This is a genomic window from Streptomyces sp. NPDC088923, assembly GCF_044749745.1.
Lineage (GTDB): Bacteria > Actinomycetota > Actinomycetes > Streptomycetales > Streptomycetaceae > Streptomyces.
Map to the genome: position 1 here is coordinate 510,821 of NZ_JBIVIO010000002.1, position 21,678 is coordinate 532,498.

The 21,678-nt window shown below is 76.1% G+C and carries 14 protein-coding genes; 9 read left to right on the forward strand and 5 right to left on the reverse strand.

Annotated elements, in window-relative coordinates; all coding sequences use genetic code 11:
* Positions 1–217: 217 nt before the first annotated feature.
* Positions 218–1,192 (reverse strand): ABC transporter substrate-binding protein, encoded by a 975-nt coding sequence (locus ACIP4O_RS13530; RefSeq protein ID WP_361331553.1) that lies wholly within the window; start codon positions 1,190–1,192, stop codon positions 218–220.
* 761 nt (positions 1,193–1,953) lie between these two features.
* On the opposite strand from ACIP4O_RS13530, the gene ACIP4O_RS13535 reads away from it, so the two are divergent.
* On the forward strand, positions 1,954–3,288 hold the full coding sequence (locus ACIP4O_RS13535; RefSeq protein ID WP_401574629.1) for an NADP-dependent malic enzyme: 1,335 nt from the start codon (positions 1,954–1,956) through the stop codon (positions 3,286–3,288).
* Positions 3,289–3,432: 144 nt separating this feature from the next.
* On the opposite strand, the gene ACIP4O_RS13540 is transcribed toward ACIP4O_RS13535, so the two are convergent.
* From ACIP4O_RS13540 to ACIP4O_RS13550, 3 genes are read right to left on the reverse strand one after another with little or no spacing between them, the layout of a single operon-like run.
* Positions 3,433–3,771, reverse strand: a complete 339-nt coding sequence (locus ACIP4O_RS13540) for a hypothetical protein (RefSeq protein ID WP_401574630.1) — start codon at positions 3,769–3,771, stop codon at positions 3,433–3,435.
* Complete coding sequence (locus ACIP4O_RS13545) at positions 3,768–4,880, reverse strand: PadR family transcriptional regulator (protein WP_401574631.1); 1,113 nt, start codon at positions 4,878–4,880, stop codon at positions 3,768–3,770. Before ACIP4O_RS13545 ends, ACIP4O_RS13540 begins: the two co-directional genes overlap by 4 nt.
* Before the next feature lies 1 nt (position 4,881).
* Positions 4,882–5,796, reverse strand: coding sequence for a DUF4097 family beta strand repeat-containing protein (locus tag ACIP4O_RS13550; RefSeq protein ID WP_401574632.1), 915 nt, complete (start codon positions 5,794–5,796; stop codon positions 4,882–4,884).
* Positions 5,797–6,039: 243 nt separating this feature from the next.
* On the opposite strand from ACIP4O_RS13550, the gene ACIP4O_RS13555 reads away from it, so the two are divergent.
* The gene (locus tag ACIP4O_RS13555; protein ID WP_401574633.1) at positions 6,040–6,942 is read left to right on the forward strand and encodes a hypothetical protein; all 903 of its coding nucleotides are present in this window, start codon (positions 6,040–6,042) and stop codon (positions 6,940–6,942) included.
* Between the two features lie 121 nt (positions 6,943–7,063).
* Here the strand turns inward: ACIP4O_RS13555 and ACIP4O_RS13560 are convergent, their stop codons facing one another.
* Positions 7,064–7,243, reverse strand: coding sequence for a DUF6104 family protein (locus ACIP4O_RS13560; RefSeq protein WP_007822171.1), 180 nt, complete (start codon positions 7,241–7,243; stop codon positions 7,064–7,066).
* Between the two features lie 548 nt (positions 7,244–7,791).
* Here ACIP4O_RS13560 and ACIP4O_RS13565 point away from each other — a divergent pair.
* The 7 genes from ACIP4O_RS13565 to fxsT all read left to right on the forward strand — a co-directional run bounded on the left by ACIP4O_RS13565 (position 7,792) and on the right by fxsT (position 21,543).
* On the forward strand, positions 7,792–10,110 hold the full coding sequence (locus ACIP4O_RS13565; RefSeq protein ID WP_401574635.1) for a trypsin-like peptidase domain-containing protein: 2,319 nt from the start codon (positions 7,792–7,794) through the stop codon (positions 10,108–10,110).
* Positions 10,111–10,256: 146 nt separating this feature from the next.
* The gene (locus tag ACIP4O_RS13570; protein ID WP_361331565.1) at positions 10,257–11,303 is read left to right on the forward strand and encodes a MoxR family ATPase; all 1,047 of its coding nucleotides are present in this window, start codon (positions 10,257–10,259) and stop codon (positions 11,301–11,303) included.
* A 5-nt stretch (positions 11,304–11,308) separates the two neighbouring features.
* Positions 11,309–15,136 (forward strand): SAV_2336 N-terminal domain-related protein, encoded by a 3,828-nt coding sequence (locus ACIP4O_RS13575; RefSeq protein ID WP_401574636.1) that lies wholly within the window; start codon positions 11,309–11,311, stop codon positions 15,134–15,136.
* 160 nt (positions 15,137–15,296) lie between these two features.
* A complete protein-coding gene (gene fxsA / locus ACIP4O_RS13580; protein ID WP_361331569.1) occupies positions 15,297–15,476 on the forward strand; it encodes an FxSxx-COOH cyclophane-containing RiPP peptide in 180 nt (59 codons plus the stop codon).
* Between the two features lie 195 nt (positions 15,477–15,671).
* On the forward strand, positions 15,672–16,919 hold the full coding sequence (locus ACIP4O_RS13585; protein WP_401574637.1) for an FxsB family cyclophane-forming radical SAM/SPASM peptide maturase: 1,248 nt from the start codon (positions 15,672–15,674) through the stop codon (positions 16,917–16,919).
* Positions 16,916–18,412 (forward strand): aKG-HExxH-type peptide beta-hydroxylase, encoded by a 1,497-nt coding sequence (locus ACIP4O_RS13590; protein WP_401574638.1) that lies wholly within the window; start codon positions 16,916–16,918, stop codon positions 18,410–18,412. Before ACIP4O_RS13585 ends, ACIP4O_RS13590 begins: the two co-directional genes overlap by 4 nt.
* Before the next feature lie 125 nt (positions 18,413–18,537).
* Positions 18,538–21,543, forward strand: coding sequence for an FxSxx-COOH system tetratricopeptide repeat protein (fxsT, locus tag ACIP4O_RS13595; protein ID WP_401574639.1), 3,006 nt, complete (start codon positions 18,538–18,540; stop codon positions 21,541–21,543).
* Positions 21,544–21,678 lie beyond the last annotated feature (135 nt).

Genomic DNA, 21,678 nt, shown 5'->3' on the forward strand with positions numbered 1-21,678 from the left:
GCTCCGGGGGTGGGGTCGGGGGGGGGGGGGGGCCCCCCCCGGGGGGGGGGGGGGGGGGGCGCGGGGGGGGGGGGGGGGGGGGCCCCCCGGCCCCCCCGGCCGCGGGGGGGGGGGGGGGGGGGGGGGGGGGGCCCCGCGGGGGGCGGGGGCGGCGGGGTCGCGCGTGGGGGAAGGGCGGCGGCCCGCCCCTGTACGCGCGACCCCGCGCCCGGTCAGGTCACTTGCCCGCGTTCACGGCGGCCTCGGTGACCTTGCCGTCCTCGACGCCCCACTTGGATATGACCTTGTCGTACTCGCCGTTCTTGATGATCGCCTCCATCGCGGCCTTGATCGCGTCGCGCAGCTGGGTGTTCGACTTGGCGATCGCGATGCCGTACGGGGCGGCCTCGACCTGCTCGCCGACCAGCTCGAAGTCCTTGCCGCCGCCGGAGGTCTTGACGGCCCAGGCCGCGACGGGGAAGTCGGAGGAGCCGGCGTCGCCGCCGCCCGCGCGCAGGCGGGTCTGGGCCTGCTGGTCGTTGTCGTACGCCTCGATGGCGATCTTCTTGCCGCCCGCGCACTTCTTCGACTCGGCCTTGGCGAGGTCGTGCGAGACGGTGCCGCGCTGGAGGACGATCTTCTTGCCACACAGGTCGGACCAGGTCTTGATGCCCTGCGTCTTGCCCTTCGGCGTGTAGATCGAGACGCCGGCCGTGAAGTAGTCGACGAAGTCGACGCCTTCGCCGACCTTCTTGCCCGTGTCGCCGTCCACGCCGTTCTGCCGGTCCGCCGTGTCGGTCATGGCGGACATCGCGAGGTCGTACCGCTTGGAGCGCAGACCGGTCAGGAGCGTGTCGAAGGTCGCGTTCTGGAACTCGAACTTGACGCCCAGCTCCTTGCCGAGCGCCTCGGCGAGGTCGATGTCGATCCCGACGACCTTGCCGGACTTGTCCTTGTACTCGACGGGCGGGTACGCGATGTCCGAGCCGACCTTGATGACGCCCTTGTCGCGGATCTCCGCGGGGAGCTTGTCCTTGAGTGAGGACCCGGCGGCCTGGGACGAACCGGCCGAAGCGGCCGGCTCCTTCTTGTCGTCGTCCTTCGTCTGGTCACCGCAGGCGCCGAGGAGCAGGGCACCCGCGACCACGACAGCGGCGGCCGTCGCTGCGCGGGGCTTCACGGCGAACAGGCGACGCGGGGATTTGGCGGTCATGAGGGTCCCTCCGGCGGAAGTCTGGAATTGCCGACGGGGGTCACGGTGAACGCGTCTTCGAGTGTCGTGACCCAGTGCGATGCACGGCATCTTGCCATTCGGACAAGACCGCTCAGGGGGTCGCCGATGTCAAAATCGGATAACGGGATCGGGCGGCGGGCTTGTGGACAGGTAACAAGTGCGACGCGGGGACGAGTTGACGGCAGGTCGGCCGGAGGGTGATTTTCGCGGTGCGCGCGGGCATGGGCGCCGGTCCTGGGCGGGTATCCCGGGATGCGAGACGCTATGCCGGTTCTCGGCGGGCCCGCGCGGCTTGACGCGCTGTGGGGCTCTTGGGGAATTCCGCGTGCCTTGGGCGGTCTTGAGCGGGCGTGAGAGGTTCGCGGAGCCCGGCGATGGCCCGCGGGGAGAGGGTGCGCGGGGAGGGCGGGCGGGCGGGGCGAGGGGCCGACGGCGCGTGTGACCCGGCCCTCGTCCGAAAGGACTCGTAGGAGGCGGGCGCGATCCGGTAGAAAAGACGGCTACACCCCTCATCAGGGGCCCAGGACGCGTGTGCGGCGCGTCCGCGCGCACGTGCCCGTACCCGTGGCCTATTCCTTCGCGCAGGCGTTTCCCCTCCCGGAAGTGTCGCGCGGAAGCGTGGAAGCCGTGGTTCCCGACCGGGGACCCGGGCCGCCGGCGGGCTGCGCGGTGCCCGCCCGCCCTCCTCACCAGGGGGTGGACACCCTCAACTGACGATGAACGAACAAAGGGGTTCTCCCATGTCAGCTCAAGCGGACATTGCCGAAGCCACACCCGATACCGACGCTTGTGCGGGCGTCACGGGTACGGGCGACGGCTCCGCGAACCACCCGGCCGAGGCGGACGCCGCGCGGGCGGACGCGGCCCACCCGGACGACGCCGGTCTCCACCCGGACGACGCCGGTCTCCACCCGGACGACGCCGGTCTCCACCCCGCCTTCGCCCTCCACCGGGGCGGCAAGATGGCGATCGCCGCGACCGTCCCCGTGCAGAACCGCGACGACCTCTCCCTCGCCTACACGCCCGGCGTCGCCGAGGTGTGCACGGCCATCGCCGAGCGCCCCGAACTCGCCCACGAGTACACGTGGACCTCGCAGGTCGTCGCCGTCGTCACGGACGGCACGGCGGTCCTCGGGCTGGGCGACATCGGCCCCGCCGCCTCGATGCCGGTCATGGAGGGCAAGGCGATCCTCTTCAAGCAGTTCGCGGGCGTGGACGCCGTGCCGCTCGCACTGGACACGACCGACGCGGACGAGATCGTCGAGACCGTGGCACGGCTCGCGCCCTCCTTCGGCGGCATCAACCTGGAGGACATCTCCGCGCCGCGCTGCTTCGAGATCGAGCGGCGGCTCAAGGAGCGGCTCGACATCCCGGTCTTCCACGACGACCAGCACGGCACCGCCGTCGTGACGCTCGCCGCGCTGCGCAACGCCGCGAAGCTGACGGGGCGGGAGATCGGCGCGCTGCGCGCCGTCATCTCGGGCGCGGGCGCGGCGGGCGCGGCCATCGCGAGGTTCCTGCTCGCGGCGGGCATCGGGGACGTCGCGGTGTGCGACCGCAAGGGCGTGCTGAGCACCGGCCGCGCCGACCTGACGCCGGTCAAGCGGGAGATCGCCGAGCTGACCAACCTGGCGGGGCTCAGCGGTTCGCCCGCGGACGCGCTGGACGGCGCCGACGTCTTCATCGGGGTCTCGGGCGGCACGGTGCCCGAGGCGGCGGTCGCGACGATGGCGAAGGACTCCTTCGTCTTCGCGATGGCCAACCCGAACCCGGAGATCCACCCGGACGTCGCGCACAAGTACGCGGCCGTCGTCGCGACGGGCCGCAGCGACTACCCGAACCAGATCAACAACGTGCTCGCCTTCCCCGGCATCTTCGCGGGCGCGCTCCGGGTGCGGGCCTCGGACATCACGGAGCACATGAAGATCGCCGCGGCCGAGGCGCTCGCCGACGTGGTCGGCGCGGAACTCGCCGCCGACTACGTCATCCCCTCGCCCTTCGACGAGCGCGTCGCCCCCGCCGTGACCGAGGCGGTCGCGCGCGCGGCGCGGGAGGACGGGGTCGCGCGGCGATGACGTGAGCCGGGCGGGCGCTCCGCGTCGCGTGCGGCGAAGGGCTCCGGTACGGGTGCGGGCACCTCCGCACCGGTGCGAGGGGCCCTTCGCCGCTTCCCGTACGGACGCGGGACCGCCGCCTCTCCCGGCGGACACCGCCCCGCCTCAGACCGAGGGCCGGACGGTGCCCGGTTCCTGCGGGGGCTGCTTCCTCGCGGTGCGCGCCGGGTGGTGGACGGTACGGGGACGGGGCGGCCGGGCGGCGTGGGCACGGCCGATCTCCGGGGCGCGGGGGGCCGCCGCGCCGAGGGGCACGGCGCGGACGGCGCCGGGCGGTCCCGTACGGACGGCCTCCGCCGCGCAGACCGGTTCCGCCGCGCGTACCGGCTCTGCGCGTACCGGTTCCGCCGCCCGTACCGGCTCCCTCGCCTCCAGCGCCGCCAGGTGCACCACTGCTTGCCAGAGGGGGCCCCGGCCCAGCGGGCCCCAGGCGATGGTGGTCATTCAGCGGACGGCTCCCCGAGGAGGGCCGTGATGCGGGCCGCCGCCCTCGCGAGCTCCTCGCGGGCCGCGTGGAGCCGGGCAGCCGTGACGCCGCTGTCGCGGGCCGCGTCCCTGACGTCGTCGCGGAACCGGTCGAGCAGCCGCTCCAGCTCCCGGACCGGATCGCCCTCGGCGAGGGGCTCCGTGGCCCATCGCGGCGGTACGGGCCCGGGGCCCTCGCCCGTCACGTCGGCCGCTGCCTCGTCCGCCTCCTCCGCGAGGTGCTTCTCCAGGTCGGGGGACTCCTCGCGGGGCCGCTCCGCCCGCGCCTCCCACGGTGCGCGCCCGCCGCCCCACGCTCCCCAAGGGCTGCCGCCCTGCCCCTGGCCGAACCCGCCCTCGCGCCCGAAGCGGCCGAACTCGCGCGTCAGTTCGCCCAGGCCCTCGCGCAGCCCGGTGGGCCAGTCGCCCCGGCTGAAGTGCTCCTGCACCTGCTGCTGGACCTGGCGGGCCATGTCCTGGAAGTGCTCCTGCGCCTCCTTCGCCTGCGCCTTCGCCTTCGCCTGCGCGTCGCGCGCCTGACGGCGGGCCCGCTGCGCGTCCTCGCGGGCGCGGCGGCTCTCGTCGCGTGCCTGGCGGGCCTGTTCGCGCCACTCCTGCTTCGCGCGGCGCAGCTCCTCCTTCGCCGCGCGCCACGCCTCGCGCTCGCCCTCGCCGCGCCCGGCGCCCGCCCCACCGGCGGCGTCGGAGCGGCCCGTCTCGGCGCGCACCTCGCGGCGCAGCTCGCCCGCCGCGCCCCGTACGTCGTCGCGGATCTCGGCGGCCAGCTCGGCGACCGACTCGCGGATCTCCAGCTCCAGCTCGGCCAGCTCACCGCCGCGAGCGGCCAGCTCCGCGCGCCCGGTCGCGGTGATCGCGTACACCTTCCTGCCGCCCTCGGTCGTGTGCGTGACGAGGCCCTCGGACTCCAGCTTGGCGAGGCGCGGGTAGACCGTGCCGGCGGAGGGCGCGTACAGCCCCTCGAAGCGTTCCTGGAGGAGGCGGATGACCTCGTAGCCGTGGCGCGGGGCCTCGGCGAGGAGTTTGAGCAGGTACAGCCGCAGGCGGCCGTGGGCGAAGACGGGGGCCATCTCAGAGCACCTTCCTGTCGGGCTGGTCGGGCTGGTCGGGCTGGTCGGGCTGGTCGGTGGGCGCCGGGGAGCCGGGCTCCTCGGGGGGCTCGGTCTCCTCCGCGCGGGGCGGCCTGCGCAGGAGCGCGAGGGAGCCGGAGACCGTCGTGGCCCTGAGCCTGCCATGCCCGGAACCGAGCCTTCCGGTCACCTTCTTGCTGCCCCAGCCGCCGCTGACGCGCAGATCCTCGAAGGCGTTGGAGACCGAACCGCTCGCCGTGTCCGCCTCGACCGTCGCGTCCGCCGGGTGCGGGAGGCGGATCGCGACCTGTCCGGAGACGCTCGCGAGCCGGATGTCCGCGGGGGTCTCGCCGGGGGCCAGGTCGAGGATGATGTCGCCGCTCACCGAATCGGCGCGCACGGAGGGGCCCGTGCCGTCGACGAGGGTGAGGGTGCCCGTGACGGAGGCGAAGCGGAGCGGGCCGCTCGTGGCCTGGGCCTCGAAGGCGCCGGAGACCGTCTCGGCCTCGACCGCGCCGCTCAGGCGCGTCAGCGTGGCGCCGCCCGAGACGCTGTGCACGACGAGCGGCGCGTCGAGCCCGGAGACCGTGACCTCGGCGCCCGCCACGTGCACCTCGACGTGCGTGTCGGCGGGGACGACGAGCGAGACCACCGCGTGCCGCTCGCGCACCCGGGAAGAGAGCCACTTGAGCGGGCCGCGCCACGGCACGTCCGGGTACTCGACCGTCAGCACCCCGTCCTCGCTGCTCACGTCGAGCGGCGGGCCGTCCACCTCCGCGACCTGGAGGCCGATCGCCTCGCCCGGGCCCGGGCGCCCGACGACGTTGACCTCGCCGCCCATGAGCCCGACGCGCACGGTCCGCACCGGGTCCTCGATCCTCAGTTTCCGTGCTTCCGCCACGGACCACTCGGCCATGCCGAACCTCCCCGTTCTTCCCTCGTACGTGTGTCACTCGTACGTGTCTCGCGCGGTGCGCGCAGTGCGTGCGGGCGCGGCGTACCGGCAGCACGCGACAGGCGCTTCGCGTCATATCGCGTTCTCTTTCAAACACGATATATCGCGGACCGGTGGCGTCAAGCCCGGGGACGGGAAGGGGCGACCGCCACGAAAGGACGCCGAAGGCGGGCCGCGCGAGCAGGGCCGCCCTAGCGTGGTCCCATGGCCGATCCCCCGGGCGGGTACCGCCCCACGCCGCACGCCGCTCCCTCCGACGCGACGGACGCCGAGCGTGCGGCCGGGGCGCTCCTGCTGTGCCGGGCGGAACCGGAGGAGGTGGCGCACACCGCGCGGCTCCTGCGCGGACCGCTCACCCTGTGCCCGGCGGGGGAGCCGGGGCCCGGGGGCGAGGCGCGGTGGAGCGTCCTCGTACCGCGGGACAAGCCCTGGCTGCACGGCGGCGAGCCGGTCGACCGGGTCCTCACCGGGTGGGCGACGGCGCTCGCGGTCGGCGCCTCCTGGCCCGTCCTCGCGCTGTGGTGGGACCACGAACGCGCCGGTCTCGTGCTCTGCTCCGGCTTCCGGCGCCCGGTCGGCTACGAGTGGGCGGCGGACGGGACGCCGCTCGGCGAGGAGGAGGCGCTGCGCACCTTCGTGCTCCGGCTCGGCCTCGACCCCGTGCTCGACCTCCAGGAGCTCGGGTCGCTGACCCGCCAGGACCCGGAGAGCGACGCGCGCGGCCGGCTGCGCGGCGTGCTCGCGGTGCTCGCCCGCGCCGGACTGCGGCTGCCCGCCGGACTGCTGCCGGGCGAGCCCGCCGACCGCCTCCGCTCGGTCGCCGCCGTCGTGCCGGGCAACCGCTCCCTGTCCTGGTCGGGCTGGCGCGAGGCGGTGCGGGACGAGATCGACGCGGTCGAGCACGGCGTGCTGGGGCCGTGGCCGCGCGGCCCGGGCGCGCGGTTCCTGGCGGGGGCGCAGTGCGCGGTGGGGCTGCCGCTGCTCGCGTACGGGCTGCGGCGCCGCGACCGCGGCTGGGGCTGCGCCGGCACGCTGCTGGTCGCCCACGGGCTCTCCGCCCTCGCCTATGACCGGATGCGGGCGGCGCGGGGGTGGGAGACGGGGTGAGGCGGGGACGGCGGTGACCCGCGCCGTACGGGTGGGCGGAGACGGGGCGCGGCCTCGTGCCCCTCAGGGCGTGGGCCGCGCGCCGCTCGGGTGCCGCGCGCAGCTCAGGAACCGCGCGGCGTCAGTCCTCGTCCTCGTCGTCGAGGCGGGCGAGCCAGGTCGCCAGGCGCTCGACGGGGACCTCGAAGTCCGGGTTGAGGTCGACGAAGACGCGGAACTGCTCGGCGAGCCACTCGAAGCTCACCTCTTCCTCGCCGCGCCGCCGCTCCAGCTCCTCGATACCGCGGTCGGTGAAGTACATGTCGCGTGCTCCGTCTGATGGGGCCGGTGGCCGAAGGGGTAAGGGGGCGGGCAGGGGCCCGGGGCGTCCGAGGCACAGGATAGGCGGCCCGGGTGTCCCGTTTCCTCCTCGCCCCCGCCCCGCACACGGGCTAATCTGCTCTGCCCGCGCGCCACGACCGAACGGCGGCCCATCGGCCCCCGCCAGGCACGCGGGAGAGGGAACGGGGGACACACCATGGGGGACCACGCGAACCGCGGGACAGGCGGGACGACGCGGACCACGCGACGCGGGACGGATCACCCGGCGTCCTCACGGGCCGAGGCCCGGGACCCGCACGCGGAGCACGCGCCGAGCGGCACGGGCGTCCGGGCCCTCACTCGTGCGGGGCAGTGCGGGGCGCCGCGCGCGACGGGACCGGGGACGGGCCGCTCAGCCGCCGGTCGGGCGGCCACGGGTCGGGCGGCCGTGGGACGGGTGGCCACGAGCCGGGCAGCCACGGGCCGGGCAGCCACGGGCCGGGCGGCCACGAGCCGGGCCGCCGCGGCCCTCCGTGGGGGTGAGGGGCGGTGAACGGCGGTGGGGAGGGACAGCCGGTGTGGAAGATCCTGGAGGATCTGACGAAGGCGGCCACGGTCCGCATCCACGTTCCCCGAGCCGGGTATAGCCCCCTCGACACCGTCCAGGAGGCCGGGCTGTTTCTCGGCAGCGGCTTTCTCGCCGCGCCGCAGTGGGTCCTGACCTGCGCGCATGTCCTCTTCGACGGGGCGGCGCAGCGGCCGATCGGGAAGGGGGAGCGGGTGATCGTCTGCCAGGTGGGCCCGAGCGGTCTCCCCTTCGCCCTCGAAGGCGAGGTCGCCGCGGTGCTCCCCGAGCACGCCCCCGCGAGCGGCTCCTGGCCCGCCCCCGACCTCGCCCTCGTACGGCTGCGCAGACCCGCCCCGTACACGTGCGCCTACCTCTCCGACCGCCCCGCGGGCACCCAGCTCGACGGCAGCGGGCTCTACCAGGTCGGCTGGATCGACAACGGCGGGCAGCTGACCCTGCGCGGCGGCGCCGTCACGGTCGCCGGGACCCTCGGCGGGCCCGGCGAGGCCGAGCAACTCCTGCTCATGGGCGAGGGGTTCATCGCGGGGTCCTCGGGCGGCCCGGTCGTCGACCTGCGGCGCGGCGAGGTCGTCGCCGTCGTCAAGTCGCGGCTGCGCGACGGCGGCAGCGGCTCCGCCGTCGACATCGCCTGCCTGCGCTCCCTCCCGGTGCCCGGACTGCTCGTCGAGCGGGCCACCCCGCCCTTCGGCACGATGCTCCCCGGCGGGCTGTGGTGGGAGGGCGCCGGTACGGGACGTACCGGGACCGACATCGCGGCCCCGGCCCCCGCGGCGGCCCTGCCCGAGCCCCGTGAGGAGGACGCCGCCGCGTACAGCGCCGCGCCCGTCCCCGTACCGCGGCCCCCGGAACCGGAGGAGGACCTCTACCAGGCCCTCTACCGCGACCACGACCGCTACCACGCCTCCCAGCTCGCGGGCGCCGCGCCCACCTGGACCGACGCCCAGCGCTCCCTGTGGGGCGCCGGGGTCCGACCGGGCCCCCTCGACCGCACCCGCCTCTACGGCCTCTTCGCCGGGCTCCCGCACCCCGCCGCGCCCGCCGCACTCGCGACGCTCCTGCGCGCCCTGCCCCTCGACCTCTACGGAGCCGACCGCCCGCACCTGCCGCGCGCCTGGCGCGACGGCTTCGGCGTGCTGCGCGACCGGGCGGGCGGCGCGCGGGAGCCGTACGCCCTCGCGCTGCGCTACGTCCTCGCGGTCCTCCACGCGGCCACCCCGGCGGCGGCGCCGCTCCACGCCGCCGCCCCGTCCGCCGCCGCGCTCCCGGCCCCCGACGCCCCCGGGACCCGCGAGACCGCGCACGCCCTGCGGAAGCTGCGCGACTGGGCCGCCGACGCCGCCGACGAACTGCCCCCGGAGATCCGCGCCGTCTACCACACCGAACTCGCCGACTGGTGGCGCGCCCACGAGCGCCCCGCCCCCGCGCCCCCGCGCCGCCGCGCCGCGCCTCGCGCCGTCGTGCTCCGCGTCGACGCCCTCGGCTGGCAGCCCGGACACGTCACGTGGGGTCTCGCCGTGGAGGAGGGCGAGCCCGGCGGCCCCGAACCGCTCACCGAGTCCGTCCACGAGAGCGCCGACGCCGTCCCGCTGCGCGCCCTGCCCGCCGCGCTCGCCGGGCCCCTCGCCGACGCCTTCCAGCGCTGCGACGAACCGGGCGCCCCCGCGATGCTCCACGTCGCGCTGCCGCACGACCTGCTCGGCCTGGAGGTCGACACGTGGGCCGACCCCTCCGGCGGCGGCCCGCTCGGCGCCGTCCGGCCCGTCGTCGTGCGCTGCGCGAGCCGCGAGCAGTTCGGCCCCGGGGCCGAGGTCGACCCCGAACGGTGGGCCGCACTGCACCCGCGCGGCCCCGGCGCGGAGGGCGTGCACGGCAGCGTGCTCGACTGCGCGGGCGGCACCCCGCGCCCCCTCGCCGGCGACCTCGTCACGCTCCCCGCCGAGATCCCGGTCCTGTGCCAGTACCGGGGCGCCGCGCACCCCGTCACGGGCGACGCGCTCCCGCGCCTCGTGCGCGCCGGGTACGGGGTCGCGCTGTGGCGGCGCAGGGGGGAGTTCTCGCGCACGTACGGGATGGTTCCGGGGTACGCGTACGACGGGAACTGCTCCGGCTTCCACACCCGGGTCGGACAGGAGGTGCGCGCGGCGCACAGCGCGGCGCAACTGCCCTACGTGCTGCACGACTGGCGGCGCGCGGCCGAGCGCGGGCAGGGCTGGTCGGAGGGCGTCGTGCTGATGTACGACCCACCGCGCGCCGCCCCCGCGCTGCTTGCTCCCCCGTGAAAGACCTGACGGGGCGTCGGGCCGCTCGCTACCGTGTGGCCCGTGCCCCGTACGGCCGGAGCGCCCCGCACCCGGGGCCCCGGCGGGCCCGACGACGAGACGAGACGACCGAGCGACGCCGCAGACCAGTGACGAGGGAGCCGATCATGAGTGAGGCCGCAGTGTCCGAGGAACCCGGTCCCGTGGCCGGGGAATGGCTCGTCTACCGGGGCGCGGGGGAACCCCACGACGGGATCGACCGGCTCCCCGCGCCGCCGCCCTGGCGCGACTTCCGGCACCGCGCGAGCCAGACGCCGGGCGGCGCCGAGACGCGCAGGCTCGGCGCGCACCGCGCCCACACCGTCTCACTGCGCCCCGGCGCCGAGGAACTCGAAGTGATCAACGCCGCGCTCTACCTGCGCCGCCCGCTCCTCGTCACGGGCGGCCCCGGCGTCGGCAAGAGCTCCCTCGCGCACTCCGTGGCCGATGAGCTGCGCCTCGGGGACGTCCTGCGCTGGCCCATCGTCAGCCGCACCTCGCTCCAGGACGGGCTGTACCACTACGACGCGATAGCGCGCCTCCAGGACGTGCAGATCGCCGCCCACGACCCCGAGGCCGCGGCCGGGGGCCCAGGCGCCCCCGAGCGCATCGGCGACTACATCAGGCTCGGCCCGCTCGGCACCGCGCTGCTCCCCTCCGCGCGCCCCCGCGTCCTCCTCGTCGACGAGCTGGACAAGAGCGACATAGACCTCCCCAACGACCTCCTCAACATCCTGGAGGAGGGCGAGTTCGTCATCCCCGAACTCCAGCGGCTCGCCGACCGGCTCCCCGGCAACGAGGCCGAGGTCCTCACCTCGGACGGCCGCAAGGTGCGGATCAAGGACGGCAGGGTCGCCTGCACCCACTTCCCCTTCGTCGTGCTCACGAGCAACGAGGAGCGCGACTTCCCCGCGCCGCTCCTGCGCCGCTGCATCCACCTGGAGCTGGGCCTCCCCGACCACGAGCGCCTCGCCAACTTCGTCCGCGCCCACCTCGGCCGCGAGCGGGAGCGCGACGCGGACGACCTCATCACGCGTTTCCTGGAGCGCTCGCGCACCGAACTCCTCGCCGCCGACCAGCTCCTCAACGCCATCCACCTCACCGGCGCGGCCCCCGGGCTCGACCGCGACCGCCTCGCCGAGCTCCTCATCCAGCGACTCGACCGCCCGAGGTGACCCCGATGCGCGACTTCGCCGCCCTGCCGCACCACGGGGACGACCACGCCGAGGGCCAGACCGGCCCCGGCCCGCTGCCGCGCCCGCTCCCCCGCGCCGGACGGGACGCCGCACGGGGACACGGGGCGGGCCCGGGCCACCTGCCGAGGGAAGGCCAGGGGGCCGGGCCCGAGCCGATCGGGGATCGCGGGGCGGAGTCCGGGACGACGGGGCGGCACACCACGGGGGACGCGCCGCAAGGCGGGGGAACGCGGTGGGGGACCGGCTCCGCACCGGGTGAACCGAGGGCGGCCGGTGAACGGAGGGCGGCCGACACACCGCGCGCCGCCGACACACCGCGCGCCGCCGGCGAACCGAGGGAGGCCGACGCACCGCGCGCCGCCGGTGACCCGCCGGGGTTCGCGGACCCCGCCCAGCCCGACGGCACGCCCCGGGCACCGCGCGCCGCCCCCGCCCCGTCTCCCCTCTCCTCCTTCGTCCTCACCCTGCGCACCGCGGGGCTCGACCCCGACGCCGAACAGCTCGGCGACGCGCTGTGGCTCGCGGGCCGCATGGGCGGGGCCCCGGGCGAGGGCGGTACGGGGGAGCGGGGCACCCCGACGCGCGAGGCCCCGCCCGTCCCCCCGCCACCGGGACCCGTACCGCCGTCGCCGCCCGCGCCGCCCGAGGAGACGCCGTCGCACGGTGTGCCGCGGGCCGACGGGACCGTCGGGCTCTACGCCGGGCGCGGTGCGGGGACGGACGGGTCCGCCGCGCGCCTCGGCCCGGCCGGGGGCTCGGCCTTCGCCGTCGGCGACCTCGCGCCGGGCCGGGGGCTGCGCATCGGCGTGCCCGCCGCGCCCGCCTTCGGCTCCACGCTCGACCTCCAGCGCGCCCTGCGCCCCCTCCAACGCTTCCGCACCGCGGGCACCCGGCGGCGCAAGGTGCTCGACGAGACCGCGACCGCCGAACTCTCCGCGCGCGCGGGCGGCCTCGTCCTCCCCGTCTACCGCACCGTCGAGCGCCGCGAGGCGACCCTCCACCTCGTCCTCGACGCCTCCCCCTCGATGCGCGTGTGGGAGCGGATGTTCGAGGAGCTGCGGCAGGTCTTCTCGCAGCTCGGCGCCTTCGCCGGCATCCGCTGCCACTACCTCCACGAGGGCCCCGACGCGAGCGCGCCGCTCGCCCTCGCCGCCGCGCCGGGCGGAGGCCCCCGCTACGCCCCCGAACGCCTCGCCGACCCCACTGGGCGCAGCCTCACGCTCGTCGTGAGCGACTGCGCGGGCGAGCTGTGGCGCACCGGGCAGGGCCACCGGCTGCTGCACCGCCTCGCCCGCTCGGGACCCGTCTCCGTCCTCCAGCCGCTCCCGCAGCGCCTGTGGAACCGCACCAGGCTCCCCGTCGTCTTCGGCCGCCTCACCCGCACCGGCACCGGACGGCTCCAGGTCGCGGAACGCACCACGCCCCCCTCGCCCGAGGCCCTGCCCGTCCCCGTCGTCCCGCCCGTCCCCGCCGCGCTCGCCTCGTGGGCGCGGCTCATGACGGGGCGCGGCGGCGCCGCCGTCACCGGGGCGATCGGCTGGGTGCGCGCCGACCAGCCCGCCGGGGCGGCACCGGCGCGCAGCGCCGAGGTCCCCGCGCTCCAGCGCGTGAGCCGCTTCCGCGCCGCCGCCTCGCCACTCGCGGGGCGCCTCGCGACCCACCTCGCCGCGGCGCCGCTCTCGCTGCCCGTCATGCAGCTCGTGCAGCGCACCATGCTGCCCGGCTCGGGGCCCGCCGAACTCGCCGAAGTACTCCTCGGCGGGCTCCTCAAGCAGAGCGAGGAGGACCCCGCGACGGGGCCCTGGTACGCCTTCGCGCCCGGCGTGCGCGAGGCGCTCCTCGGGCCACTCGGCAGGGACGAGGCCGCGCTCATCCTCAAGCACTGCTCCGAGTACGTCACCCAGCACTTCGGCAAGGGCGGCCCGAACTTCCCGGCGCTCGCCCTCGCCCAGCTCGACGGAGGACCGGCGCTGCCGCCCCCCACCGGACGGGACCGGCTGCCGGGCCCCGGTGGCGAGGGGTACGCGGGCGCGGGGGACGCGGCCTACGAGGAGGCGGGGGACGCGGGGGCGGGGTACGAGGGTGCGGGGGACGAGGAGGAGTCCGCCGCGCGCCGCCCCGAGGGCGTACCGCAGCCCTTCGCCGAGGTCGCCGCCGAAGTGCTCAGGCGGTTCCTGCCCGTGTCACCCCTTCCCGCCGACGACAGCGGCCTGCCGCACCCCGCGCTCGGCGCGGCGGACGGACTCGTCGCCGAGTACGAGCGGCACGGCATGGTCCAGTCCCTCATGGACGCGGCCCAGCTCCTGCGCAGCGCCGTACGCCAGCAGCAACAGCCCGCACCCGAACTCCTCGCCACCTGCGCCGCGACCCTGCTGCGGCTGTGGCGGGTCGAGCGCGGCGAGGCGATGCTCCAGGAGGCGCGCGGCCACGCCGAGGCCGCCGTCGCCGCCTCGCGCGCGCCCGCGCACCGCGCCGTCCTCGCCCAGGTCCTCGCCGCCCTCGCCGAGGACGCGCGCCGCCAGGGCTCCCGGGGCGAGGCGCTCGACCTGCTGCGCGCCGCCGAACGCGAGTACGCGGCCGCCTGCGCCGCGCCGGGGCTCGACCCCGCGCACGCCCTGCGGCTCACCCTGGAACGGGTCGGTGTCCTGGAGAGCCAGTTCCGCGTCAGCGGGGACAGCTCGCTGCTCCAGAGCGGCGTCGGGATGCTCGAAGCGCTCGCCGACGCGCGCGCGGGCGAGGAGGAGGTCCCGGCCCTGCTCGCCCTCGCCCACGGACGGCTCCTCCTGCGCCTCGCCGGGCTCACGGGTGCCGGAGCCGACGCGCGCGTCCGCGCCCGCCGCGCCGCGCACTCGCTGCGCACCGCGCTCGACGTCGCACCCCCGGCGCACGACGAGTCGGCGCTGCGCCCCGAGGACCGGCCCGCCGTCGTCCTCGACCTCGTCGACGCCCTCCTCGCCTCGGGCCCCGAAGGACTCGCCGAGGCCGCCCGCAGGCTCGCCCTCGCACTCCCCGGGGCCCGCGCCCGCCACCGCAGCGAACTCCTCGCCCGCACCGCGCGCCTGCACCGGGCCCGCTACGCCGAGAACGGCGACCCTGCCGAACTCGACGCCGCCGCCGAGCACTTCGGGCAGGCGGTGCCCGGAATCCCGCGCGACAGCGCGGCACACGCGCGCCTCCTCGCCGAGTGGGGCCAGACCCTCCTGGACCGCGCCCGCCTCGGCGACGGCGATCCGGCGGCCCGGCTCGCCCGGGCCAACCGCGCCGTCCAGGTACTGCGCAGCTGCCTCACCGAGACGGGCAGCCGGCACAGCGCGGCGCCGCACCGCGAGCTTCTCCTCGGCCGCGCCCTCGTCCACCGCCACCACCTCACGGGCGACCGCGTCGACCTGCGCGAGGCCGAGTTCCACCTCGGCCTCGCCGCCCGCCGCACCCGCGAGCCGCTCCCGGCGGCGACCGCGCACCTGGAGTGGGGGCAGTGCCTCCTGCTCGCCGCGACGGGCGCGAGCCGCCTCGCCAGGTACGGCGAGGCCGCCGACGTCTTCCGCGCCGCCGCCCGCGCCGGGCGTCGTGCCCAGGAGGAGGCCACGAACGACCGCGACCGCGCCACGGCGGTCTCGCGCACCGCCCAGGCCCACCACTGGCTGGGCCGCGACTACGCGGGCGCCGCCCAGCCGCGCGCGGCCCGCGGTGCCTACCTCGCCGCCCTGGAGGAATGGAAACGCTTGCCAACGGGCATGGAGGCCATGGGCGAACCCACCCCCCGGCAGACCGCCCAGGAGCTGGAGGACCTGGCGAACGGTCCCGCGAACTGACCGGCACGCGCGCCGCCGGGCCGACGGACGCGCCGGGCCGACGGACGCGCGGGGACCGTGCCGCGCGCCGCCGCCTTCCGGGACGGGGCGGGCCGGGCCGCCCGGGTCCGGGACAGCGCCGTCCCGCTCCGCACCGAGCCGCATCGACGAGGGGGACCTCATGACGCACGACAGCAGCGGAGCACCCGGCCAGGCCGAGGCGCTCCCCGACCTCACCACTCTCGACCTGCGCGCCCTGCGCGCTCTCGACCACCCGGTCCTCAACGAGGTGCTCGACGGGCTCCGCGAGCGCGCCGGGAGTTCGAGCGAGATGCTGTGGGGGTTCAACAACGCGATGTGAGCGGCGAGTTCACCGTGACGGCCGCCGGGTGCCCGGCTGGACGGGCACCCGGTCCCGGGCGGGCTCCCGCTTTCGGCCGGGCGGCGCGGCGAACAGGACATCGGGCCCGTACGAGGTTTCGCCCTCGGCGGCGAGCGGGAGACCCACCACACGGGGCACGGGACCGCCCCTCGACCGGACCTGGGGGAGCGAGCAGTGCGAGCGAGAACCCCCTCCGCGCCGGGCCGCGGGCACCGGTACGGCAGCGGGGGAGCGGGCGAAGCCCCGTATCCCTTCCGGCAGTTCATCCTCAAGACGCACAGCAGGTGCAATCTCGCCTGCCGCTACTGCTACCTCTACGAGGGCCCCGACACCAGCTGGCGGGCCCGCCCCGCCACCGCCTCGCCCGAGGTGCGCGCCCGGACCGCGCGGCGCATCGGCGAGCACGCGGCGGCGCACGCGCTGCCCGCCGTCTCGCTCGTGCTGCACGGCGGGGAGCCCCTGCTCGGCGGCGCGGGACCGCTCGTCGCGCTCGCGGAACAGGTCCGCGCCGCCGTCCCCGCCGGGTGCGAGGCGCACGTCACCGTGCAGACCAACGGGACCCTCCTGACCGAGGCGGCCCTGCGCACGCTCGGCGCGGCGGGCATCCGCGTGGGGCTGAGCCTCGACGGCGGCAGGGCCGCGCACAACAGGCAGCGCGTCGACCACGCCGGGCGCCCCTCCTTCCGCGCCGCGCGCGGCGCGGCCCGCCTCCTCGCCGCGCACCCCGAGGCGTACGCGGGCATCCTCACCGTCGTCGACCCGCTCACGGACCCCGTCGAGTTGTACACCTCGCTCCTCGCCCTGGGACCGCCCGCCCTCGACCTGCTCCTCCCGCACGGCAACTGGTCGAGCCCGCCGCCCGGCATCGACGCCGCGCGAGGCCCGGACGGCGGGCCGACCCCGTACGCCGACTGGCTGTGCGCCGTCTTCGACGCCTGGTGGCAGGCCCCGCGCCGCACCACCCGGATACGGCTCTTCGAGGAGTGCCTCGCCCTCCTCCTCGGCCGCCCCGCCGCCACCGAGTCCCTCGGTCTCGACCCCTTCACCGCCGTCGTCGTCGAGACGGACGGCGCCATCGAGCAGGTCGACTCCCTCAAATCCGCCTACGAGGGCGCCGCGGCCACCGGGCTCGACGTCTTCGCCCACTCCTTCGACACCGCACTCGGCCACCCCGGCGTCCGCGCCCGTCAGTCGGGCGCCGCCGCGCTCGCCGCCCAGTGCCGTGCCTGCCCGCTGCTCACGGTCTGCGGCGGCGGGCACTACGCGCACCGCTACCGCGAGGGCGACGGCTTCGCCAACCCCTCGGTGTACTGCGCCGACCTGAAGAAGTTCATCCGCCACGTGGCGGTCGCCCTGGACCGGGCGGCGCGGGGAGCGCCCGGCGAGCCGCGACCGGCACCCGTCCCAGGAGCCAGCCGATGACGCGCGCCGTCCCGCCGTCCGTACCGCCTTCGGGCCCCTCCGTCCTTCCGTCCCTCGTCCCGCCCTCCGTGCTGAGCGAACTCGCCAGGACCGAGGGCGGTGAGGCGACGCTCGACCACCTCGTCCACGACCAGGCCAACCGCAGGCTCCTCCTGCTGCGGGCGCTGCTCGACACCGTCACCGACGCCGCCGCGGCCCGCGTCGCGCCCGCCGAACGCCGCCGCGCCGCCGCCGACTGGGCCCTCCTGGAGGCGGCCGAGGCCGAGAGCCCCGAGGCCGCGGCGCACGTGCGCTCCCTGCTCCTGCACCCCCTCACCGGCCCCTGGGCCCGCCAGACCCTCGCCGCCGTCACCGCCCGCGACCCCGCCCCCGGCGACCGCGACCTCGGCCTCGCGCACTTCAGCGCCCTCGCCTTCGCCGCCGCCGTCGCCGCGGGACTCCCCGTCACCGCGGAGCTCACCGCTCACGACGGCGCCCTCGCCCTCCCCGGGATCGGCGCCCTGCGCGTCCCCGGCACCCGGCCCGTACGCGTCGCGGCGGCGCACAGCGAGGGCGCGATACGGCTCACGCCCCGCGGCGAGAGGCGCGTCACCGTCTACACCCGCCCGGGGCACAGCGCCTGGTCCGCCGACGCCGACTGGCTCCCGCCGCACTCCCTGCCCCCGCTCGTGCCCGGCGCCCGCCCGGTGCCGCTCGACGACACCGGGCCCTACCGCGCCGCGCCGGGAGTGCGCCACCACTCCCTGAGCGCACCCGTGACCCTCGACGACGCGAGCCGCAAACCCTGGTACGAGAGCTGGACGGGCACCGCGCCGCTCCTCGCGCTCGGCGGACCGCACCGGCTTACCGAGGCCACGAAGCTGCTCCACTCCCTCGTCCCGCTGCGCACCCCGACGAGCCGCGCGGGCGACCCCGCCGGGGGCAGTTGCAGCGCGACCCGCAAGGACGCCTTCGGCGTCGTCCTCGCGAGCGTCCCGCCGAGCCCCGTCGCCTTCGCCGCGCTCCTCGTCCACGAACTCGGCCACGCCAAGCTCTCCGCGCTCGGCGAACTGACCCACCTCCACGAGGCGGGCCCCGCCGCGGTCTACTTCGCCCCCTGGCGCCCCGACCCGCGCCCCTTCGACGGCCTCCTCCAGGGCGTCTACAGCCACCTCGCCCTCGCCCACTGGTGGCAGGCGTACGCGCTCGGCGGCCCCGAGGGACCCGAACGCGAACACGCCTGGGCGGAGCACACGCGCTGCCACGAGATGGTGGCCGCCGCGCTGCCCCCGCTCGTGGGCTCCGAGGCGCTCACCCCCGGGGGCCGTGCCTTCGCCGACGGGATGGTCGCCGTGCACATCGAGCTGTCCCGCGTCGAGCCGCCCGCCGGACACCTCGCGCGGGCCCGCGCCTACGTCGACACGAAGCGCGCGGCGTGGCGCAGGGAGCGGGACCGGAGTGCCGTTCACGCGTTCGGGCGAACCGCGGGGAAAGGTGCCGGGCAAGGCTCCTGACGGCTCGTGAAAAAGCTTCAGCACACGGTACGTTGAGTGGAATCGAACCACCCGCGGTGTGACCATCGCGGGGCATGCGAGGGGCCCGGCGCCGCGGGGCCGGGACGCAGCCGGGAGGGTGTCGTATGACAACGGGGACAGGCACGAGCGGTGGTGCCGGCCGGCCGCTGGCCGCGCAGCCGATCACGATCAGCTTCGCCGGCTTCAACCGCGCCTGGGCGGCCTGGATCGGTCACCGCCTCAACCTGCGCGGATACCAGGTGTCCTTCCAGCGCTGGGACCCTCCGGTCACCGAGAGCCTGGAGACGAGCTTCGCCGATCTGGTGCTCGCCCCCGGCAAGGTCCTCCTGATCCTCAGTGACTGGTACTTCCAGCTCGGCCCCCGCACCGCGTCCGAGTGGAACACCGCGCTGCGCAACGTCGTCCCGCCGCACCGCGCGCGCTTCGCCGCGGTGAGCGTCGCGAGCGGCGCCCTGCCCACCGCGACCACGGCGCTCGCCCCCTCCGAGCTGACCGGGATCGGGGAGCGCGAGGCCGAGCGCCGCGTCCTGCTCGCCCTCGGCCTGCCGAGCGACCGCCTCCCCACCCGCGTCAACGCGACCCCGGGCCCCCGGTTCCCCCTCGACACCCCCGAGGTCTGGGGCGCCGTCCCGCGCCGCAACACCCGCTTCACGGGCCGCGAGACCCTCCTCAACGAGGCGTACCACTACCTCTCGGAGGCCGGCGAGGGCGCGGGCGTCCTCACCCTCAACGGCATGTCCGGGGTCGGCAAGACCCAGCTCGCCGCCGAGTACGTCTACCGCTTCGGCTCCGAGTACGACGTCGTGTGGTGGATCAGCGCGGAGAACCGCGGCACCTACCGGCGCGGCCTCGCCGAACTCTCCACCGCGCTCGGCCTGCGCACGGGCGACGAGTACGGCGAGCGGCTGCGCGCCGCGCTCGACGCGCTGCGGCGCGGCGACCCGTACGCCAAGTGGCTCATCGTCGTCGACGGCGCCGACGAGCCCGAGGAGGTCTGGGACCTGCTCCCGACCGGGCCCGGGCACGTCCTGATCAGCTCCCGCAACACCGACTGGAGCCAGCACAACAGCCGCCTGCTCGACGTGCCGGTCTACGCGCGCGACGAGTCCGTCGCCTTCATCCGCCGCCGCGCGCCCCGCCTCGACGAGGCGGAGGCGGACCGGCTCGCCGAGGCCCTCGGCGACATGCCCCTCGTCCTCGACCAGGCGGCCGGCTGGCTCAACGACTCGGACATCTCCATCGAGCAGTACATCGAACTGCTGGAGGAGGGCGGCGACACGAGCGTCGTCAAGGTCTCCGCCGACTTCCCCGCGGCCTTCCAGACCGCGTGGAGCATACTGCTCAACCGGCTGCGGGACACCGTGCCCGAGTCCATCGACCTGCTGCGTCTGTGCACGTACTTCGCCCCCGGGCTCATCCCCGTGTGGTTCCTGCGGGACCTGCCCGCGAAGGGCGTACCGGAACAGCTCGTCGGCCTGCTCAACGACCCGCTCCGCTGGAACAGGGCCGTCAACCAGTTGCGTCAGTACTCGGTCGTCCGCCTGGAGTCCCACGAAGGGGCCACCGAGGACGCCCAGTCCGGAGAATCCCTCTACCTGCACCGAATGGTCCATCAAATCGTGCACAGCGACATCTCGGCGGAGGAGGGCGTCGGTCTCGCCGACACGGTGCGGCGCGCTCTCGCGCTCGCCGACCCCGGCCGCCCCACCGACACCCGCAACTGGCCCCGCTACGCCGAGATCGTCCCCCACCTCAAGTACGCCGACGTCCTGCACAGCACGGACGCCGACGTCCAGCGCCTCGTCCTCAACTGCCTGCGGTACATGTACCTCTCGGGCGAGTACGACGCCGGGCGGACCTTCGGGCAGCGCGCCCTGGAGACCTGGCGCGAGGTCCTCGGCGCCGAGCACCCCAGGGTCTGGGACGTCACCCACCACTACGCCAACGTGCTGCGCACCCTCGGCGAGTACGGCCCCACCGAGCGGATCGAGCGCCCCGCCGTCGAGTTCCTGCGCCGCACCAAGGGCGAGGAGGACCTCGACCACCTGCGCGCGGCCGGCGGACTCGCCGCCGACCTGCGCGGGCTCGGCCGCTTCGAGGAGGCCAGGGAACTCTCCCTCTGGCTCGCCGACACCTACCGCGAACTCGTCGGCCCCGAGGACTCCCGCTACCTCAGCGCGCAGAACAACGTCGCCGCCTCGCTCCGGCTCCTCGGCGACTACGAGGGCGCCCTCGCGATCGACCGGCGCATCCTGGAGGACCGCCGCAGGCTGCTCGCCAGGCGGCACCCCTGGACCCTGTTCTCCGAGATCTCGTACGCGACCGACCTGCGCCTGCTCGGGCGCAACGAGGAAGCGTGCTCCAACCTGGAGATGAGCGTCCGCGAGAACCAGCTCGTCATGGGCGGCGACCACCCGCAGACCCTGCGGGCCGAGTTCGGGCTCGCCATGGGCCGCTACCGCCAGGGCCAGCGGCAGGAGGCCGGGGTCGCGCTCGCCTCCGTCGTCGAACGCTGCGAACGCGTCATCGGCGGCCGGCACCCCACCACGCTCCTCTTCCTCGCGAGCCTCAGCTCCTACCTGCGCGAGCACGGGGACATCGACGAGGCGCGCAGGACCGGCGAGCGCGTGGACCTCTCGTACCGCAGGACCCTCGGCGACGCGCACCCGTACACCGCCGGGGTGCGCGGCAATCTCGCCCTCATCCTGCGCAACCTGGGCGAGCGCGAACAGGCGCTGGAGATGAGCGAGGAGGCGCTCGTCACGATGGAGCGCGCGGTCGGCGTCTGGCACCCGTGGTCCCTCGGCTGCGCCGTCAACACCGCCGCGATCCGCAATGTCCTCGGTGACGTCGAGAGCGCGGAACGCCTCACGGCGAAGACCGCGGTGCAGGCCGCCGAGTCCCTCGGCCGTACGCACCCGCTCACCCTCAGCGCCCGTATCGCGCACGCCGCCGACCTGCGCGCCCTGCGCAAGCGCGAGGCCGCCGACAAGGAGGAGTCGGCCGCGCTCGACGACCTCGCCCAGACGCTCGGCCCGCAGCACGTCCACACCGTCTCGGCCCGCTCCCGGCAGCGCCCCTTCTGGGACTTCGAGCCGCAGACGACCTGACGGAGCGCGGCGAAGGCCCCGGGGCGCGGACGGCGGCCCGGGGCCTTCGCCGCCTCGTCGTTCTCCCGCGCGGGCATGAGAGTCAACTCCGCTGCGGAATAATGAAGTTGAGACAGGTGCGGCGGGCGGGGCGAG

Excerpts from the sequence above, each read along its gene's own strand:
- ACIP4O_RS13530 (WP_361331553.1), bottom strand. The coding sequence starts at position 1,192 with ATGACCGCCAAATCCCCGCGTCGCCTGTTCGCCGTGAAGCCCCGCGCA.
- ACIP4O_RS13535 (WP_401574629.1), top strand. The coding sequence starts at position 1,954 with ATGTCAGCTCAAGCGGACATTGCCGAAGCCACACCCGATACCGACGCT.
- ACIP4O_RS13540 (WP_401574630.1), bottom strand. The coding sequence starts at position 3,771 with ATGACCACCATCGCCTGGGGCCCGCTGGGCCGGGGCCCCCTCTGGCAA.
- ACIP4O_RS13545 (WP_401574631.1), bottom strand. The coding sequence starts at position 4,880 with ATGGCCCCCGTCTTCGCCCACGGCCGCCTGCGGCTGTACCTGCTCAAA.
- ACIP4O_RS13550 (WP_401574632.1), bottom strand. The coding sequence starts at position 5,796 with ATGGCCGAGTGGTCCGTGGCGGAAGCACGGAAACTGAGGATCGAGGAC.
- ACIP4O_RS13555 (WP_401574633.1), top strand. The coding sequence starts at position 6,040 with ATGGCCGATCCCCCGGGCGGGTACCGCCCCACGCCGCACGCCGCTCCC.
- ACIP4O_RS13560 (WP_007822171.1), bottom strand. The coding sequence starts at position 7,243 with ATGTACTTCACCGACCGCGGTATCGAGGAGCTGGAGCGGCGGCGCGGC.
- ACIP4O_RS13570 (WP_361331565.1), top strand. The coding sequence starts at position 10,257 with ATGAGTGAGGCCGCAGTGTCCGAGGAACCCGGTCCCGTGGCCGGGGAA.
- ACIP4O_RS13575 (WP_401574636.1), top strand. The coding sequence starts at position 11,309 with ATGCGCGACTTCGCCGCCCTGCCGCACCACGGGGACGACCACGCCGAG.
- fxsA (WP_361331569.1), top strand. The coding sequence starts at position 15,297 with ATGACGCACGACAGCAGCGGAGCACCCGGCCAGGCCGAGGCGCTCCCC.
- ACIP4O_RS13590 (WP_401574638.1), top strand. The coding sequence starts at position 16,916 with ATGACGCGCGCCGTCCCGCCGTCCGTACCGCCTTCGGGCCCCTCCGTC.
- fxsT (WP_401574639.1), top strand. The coding sequence starts at position 18,538 with ATGACAACGGGGACAGGCACGAGCGGTGGTGCCGGCCGGCCGCTGGCC.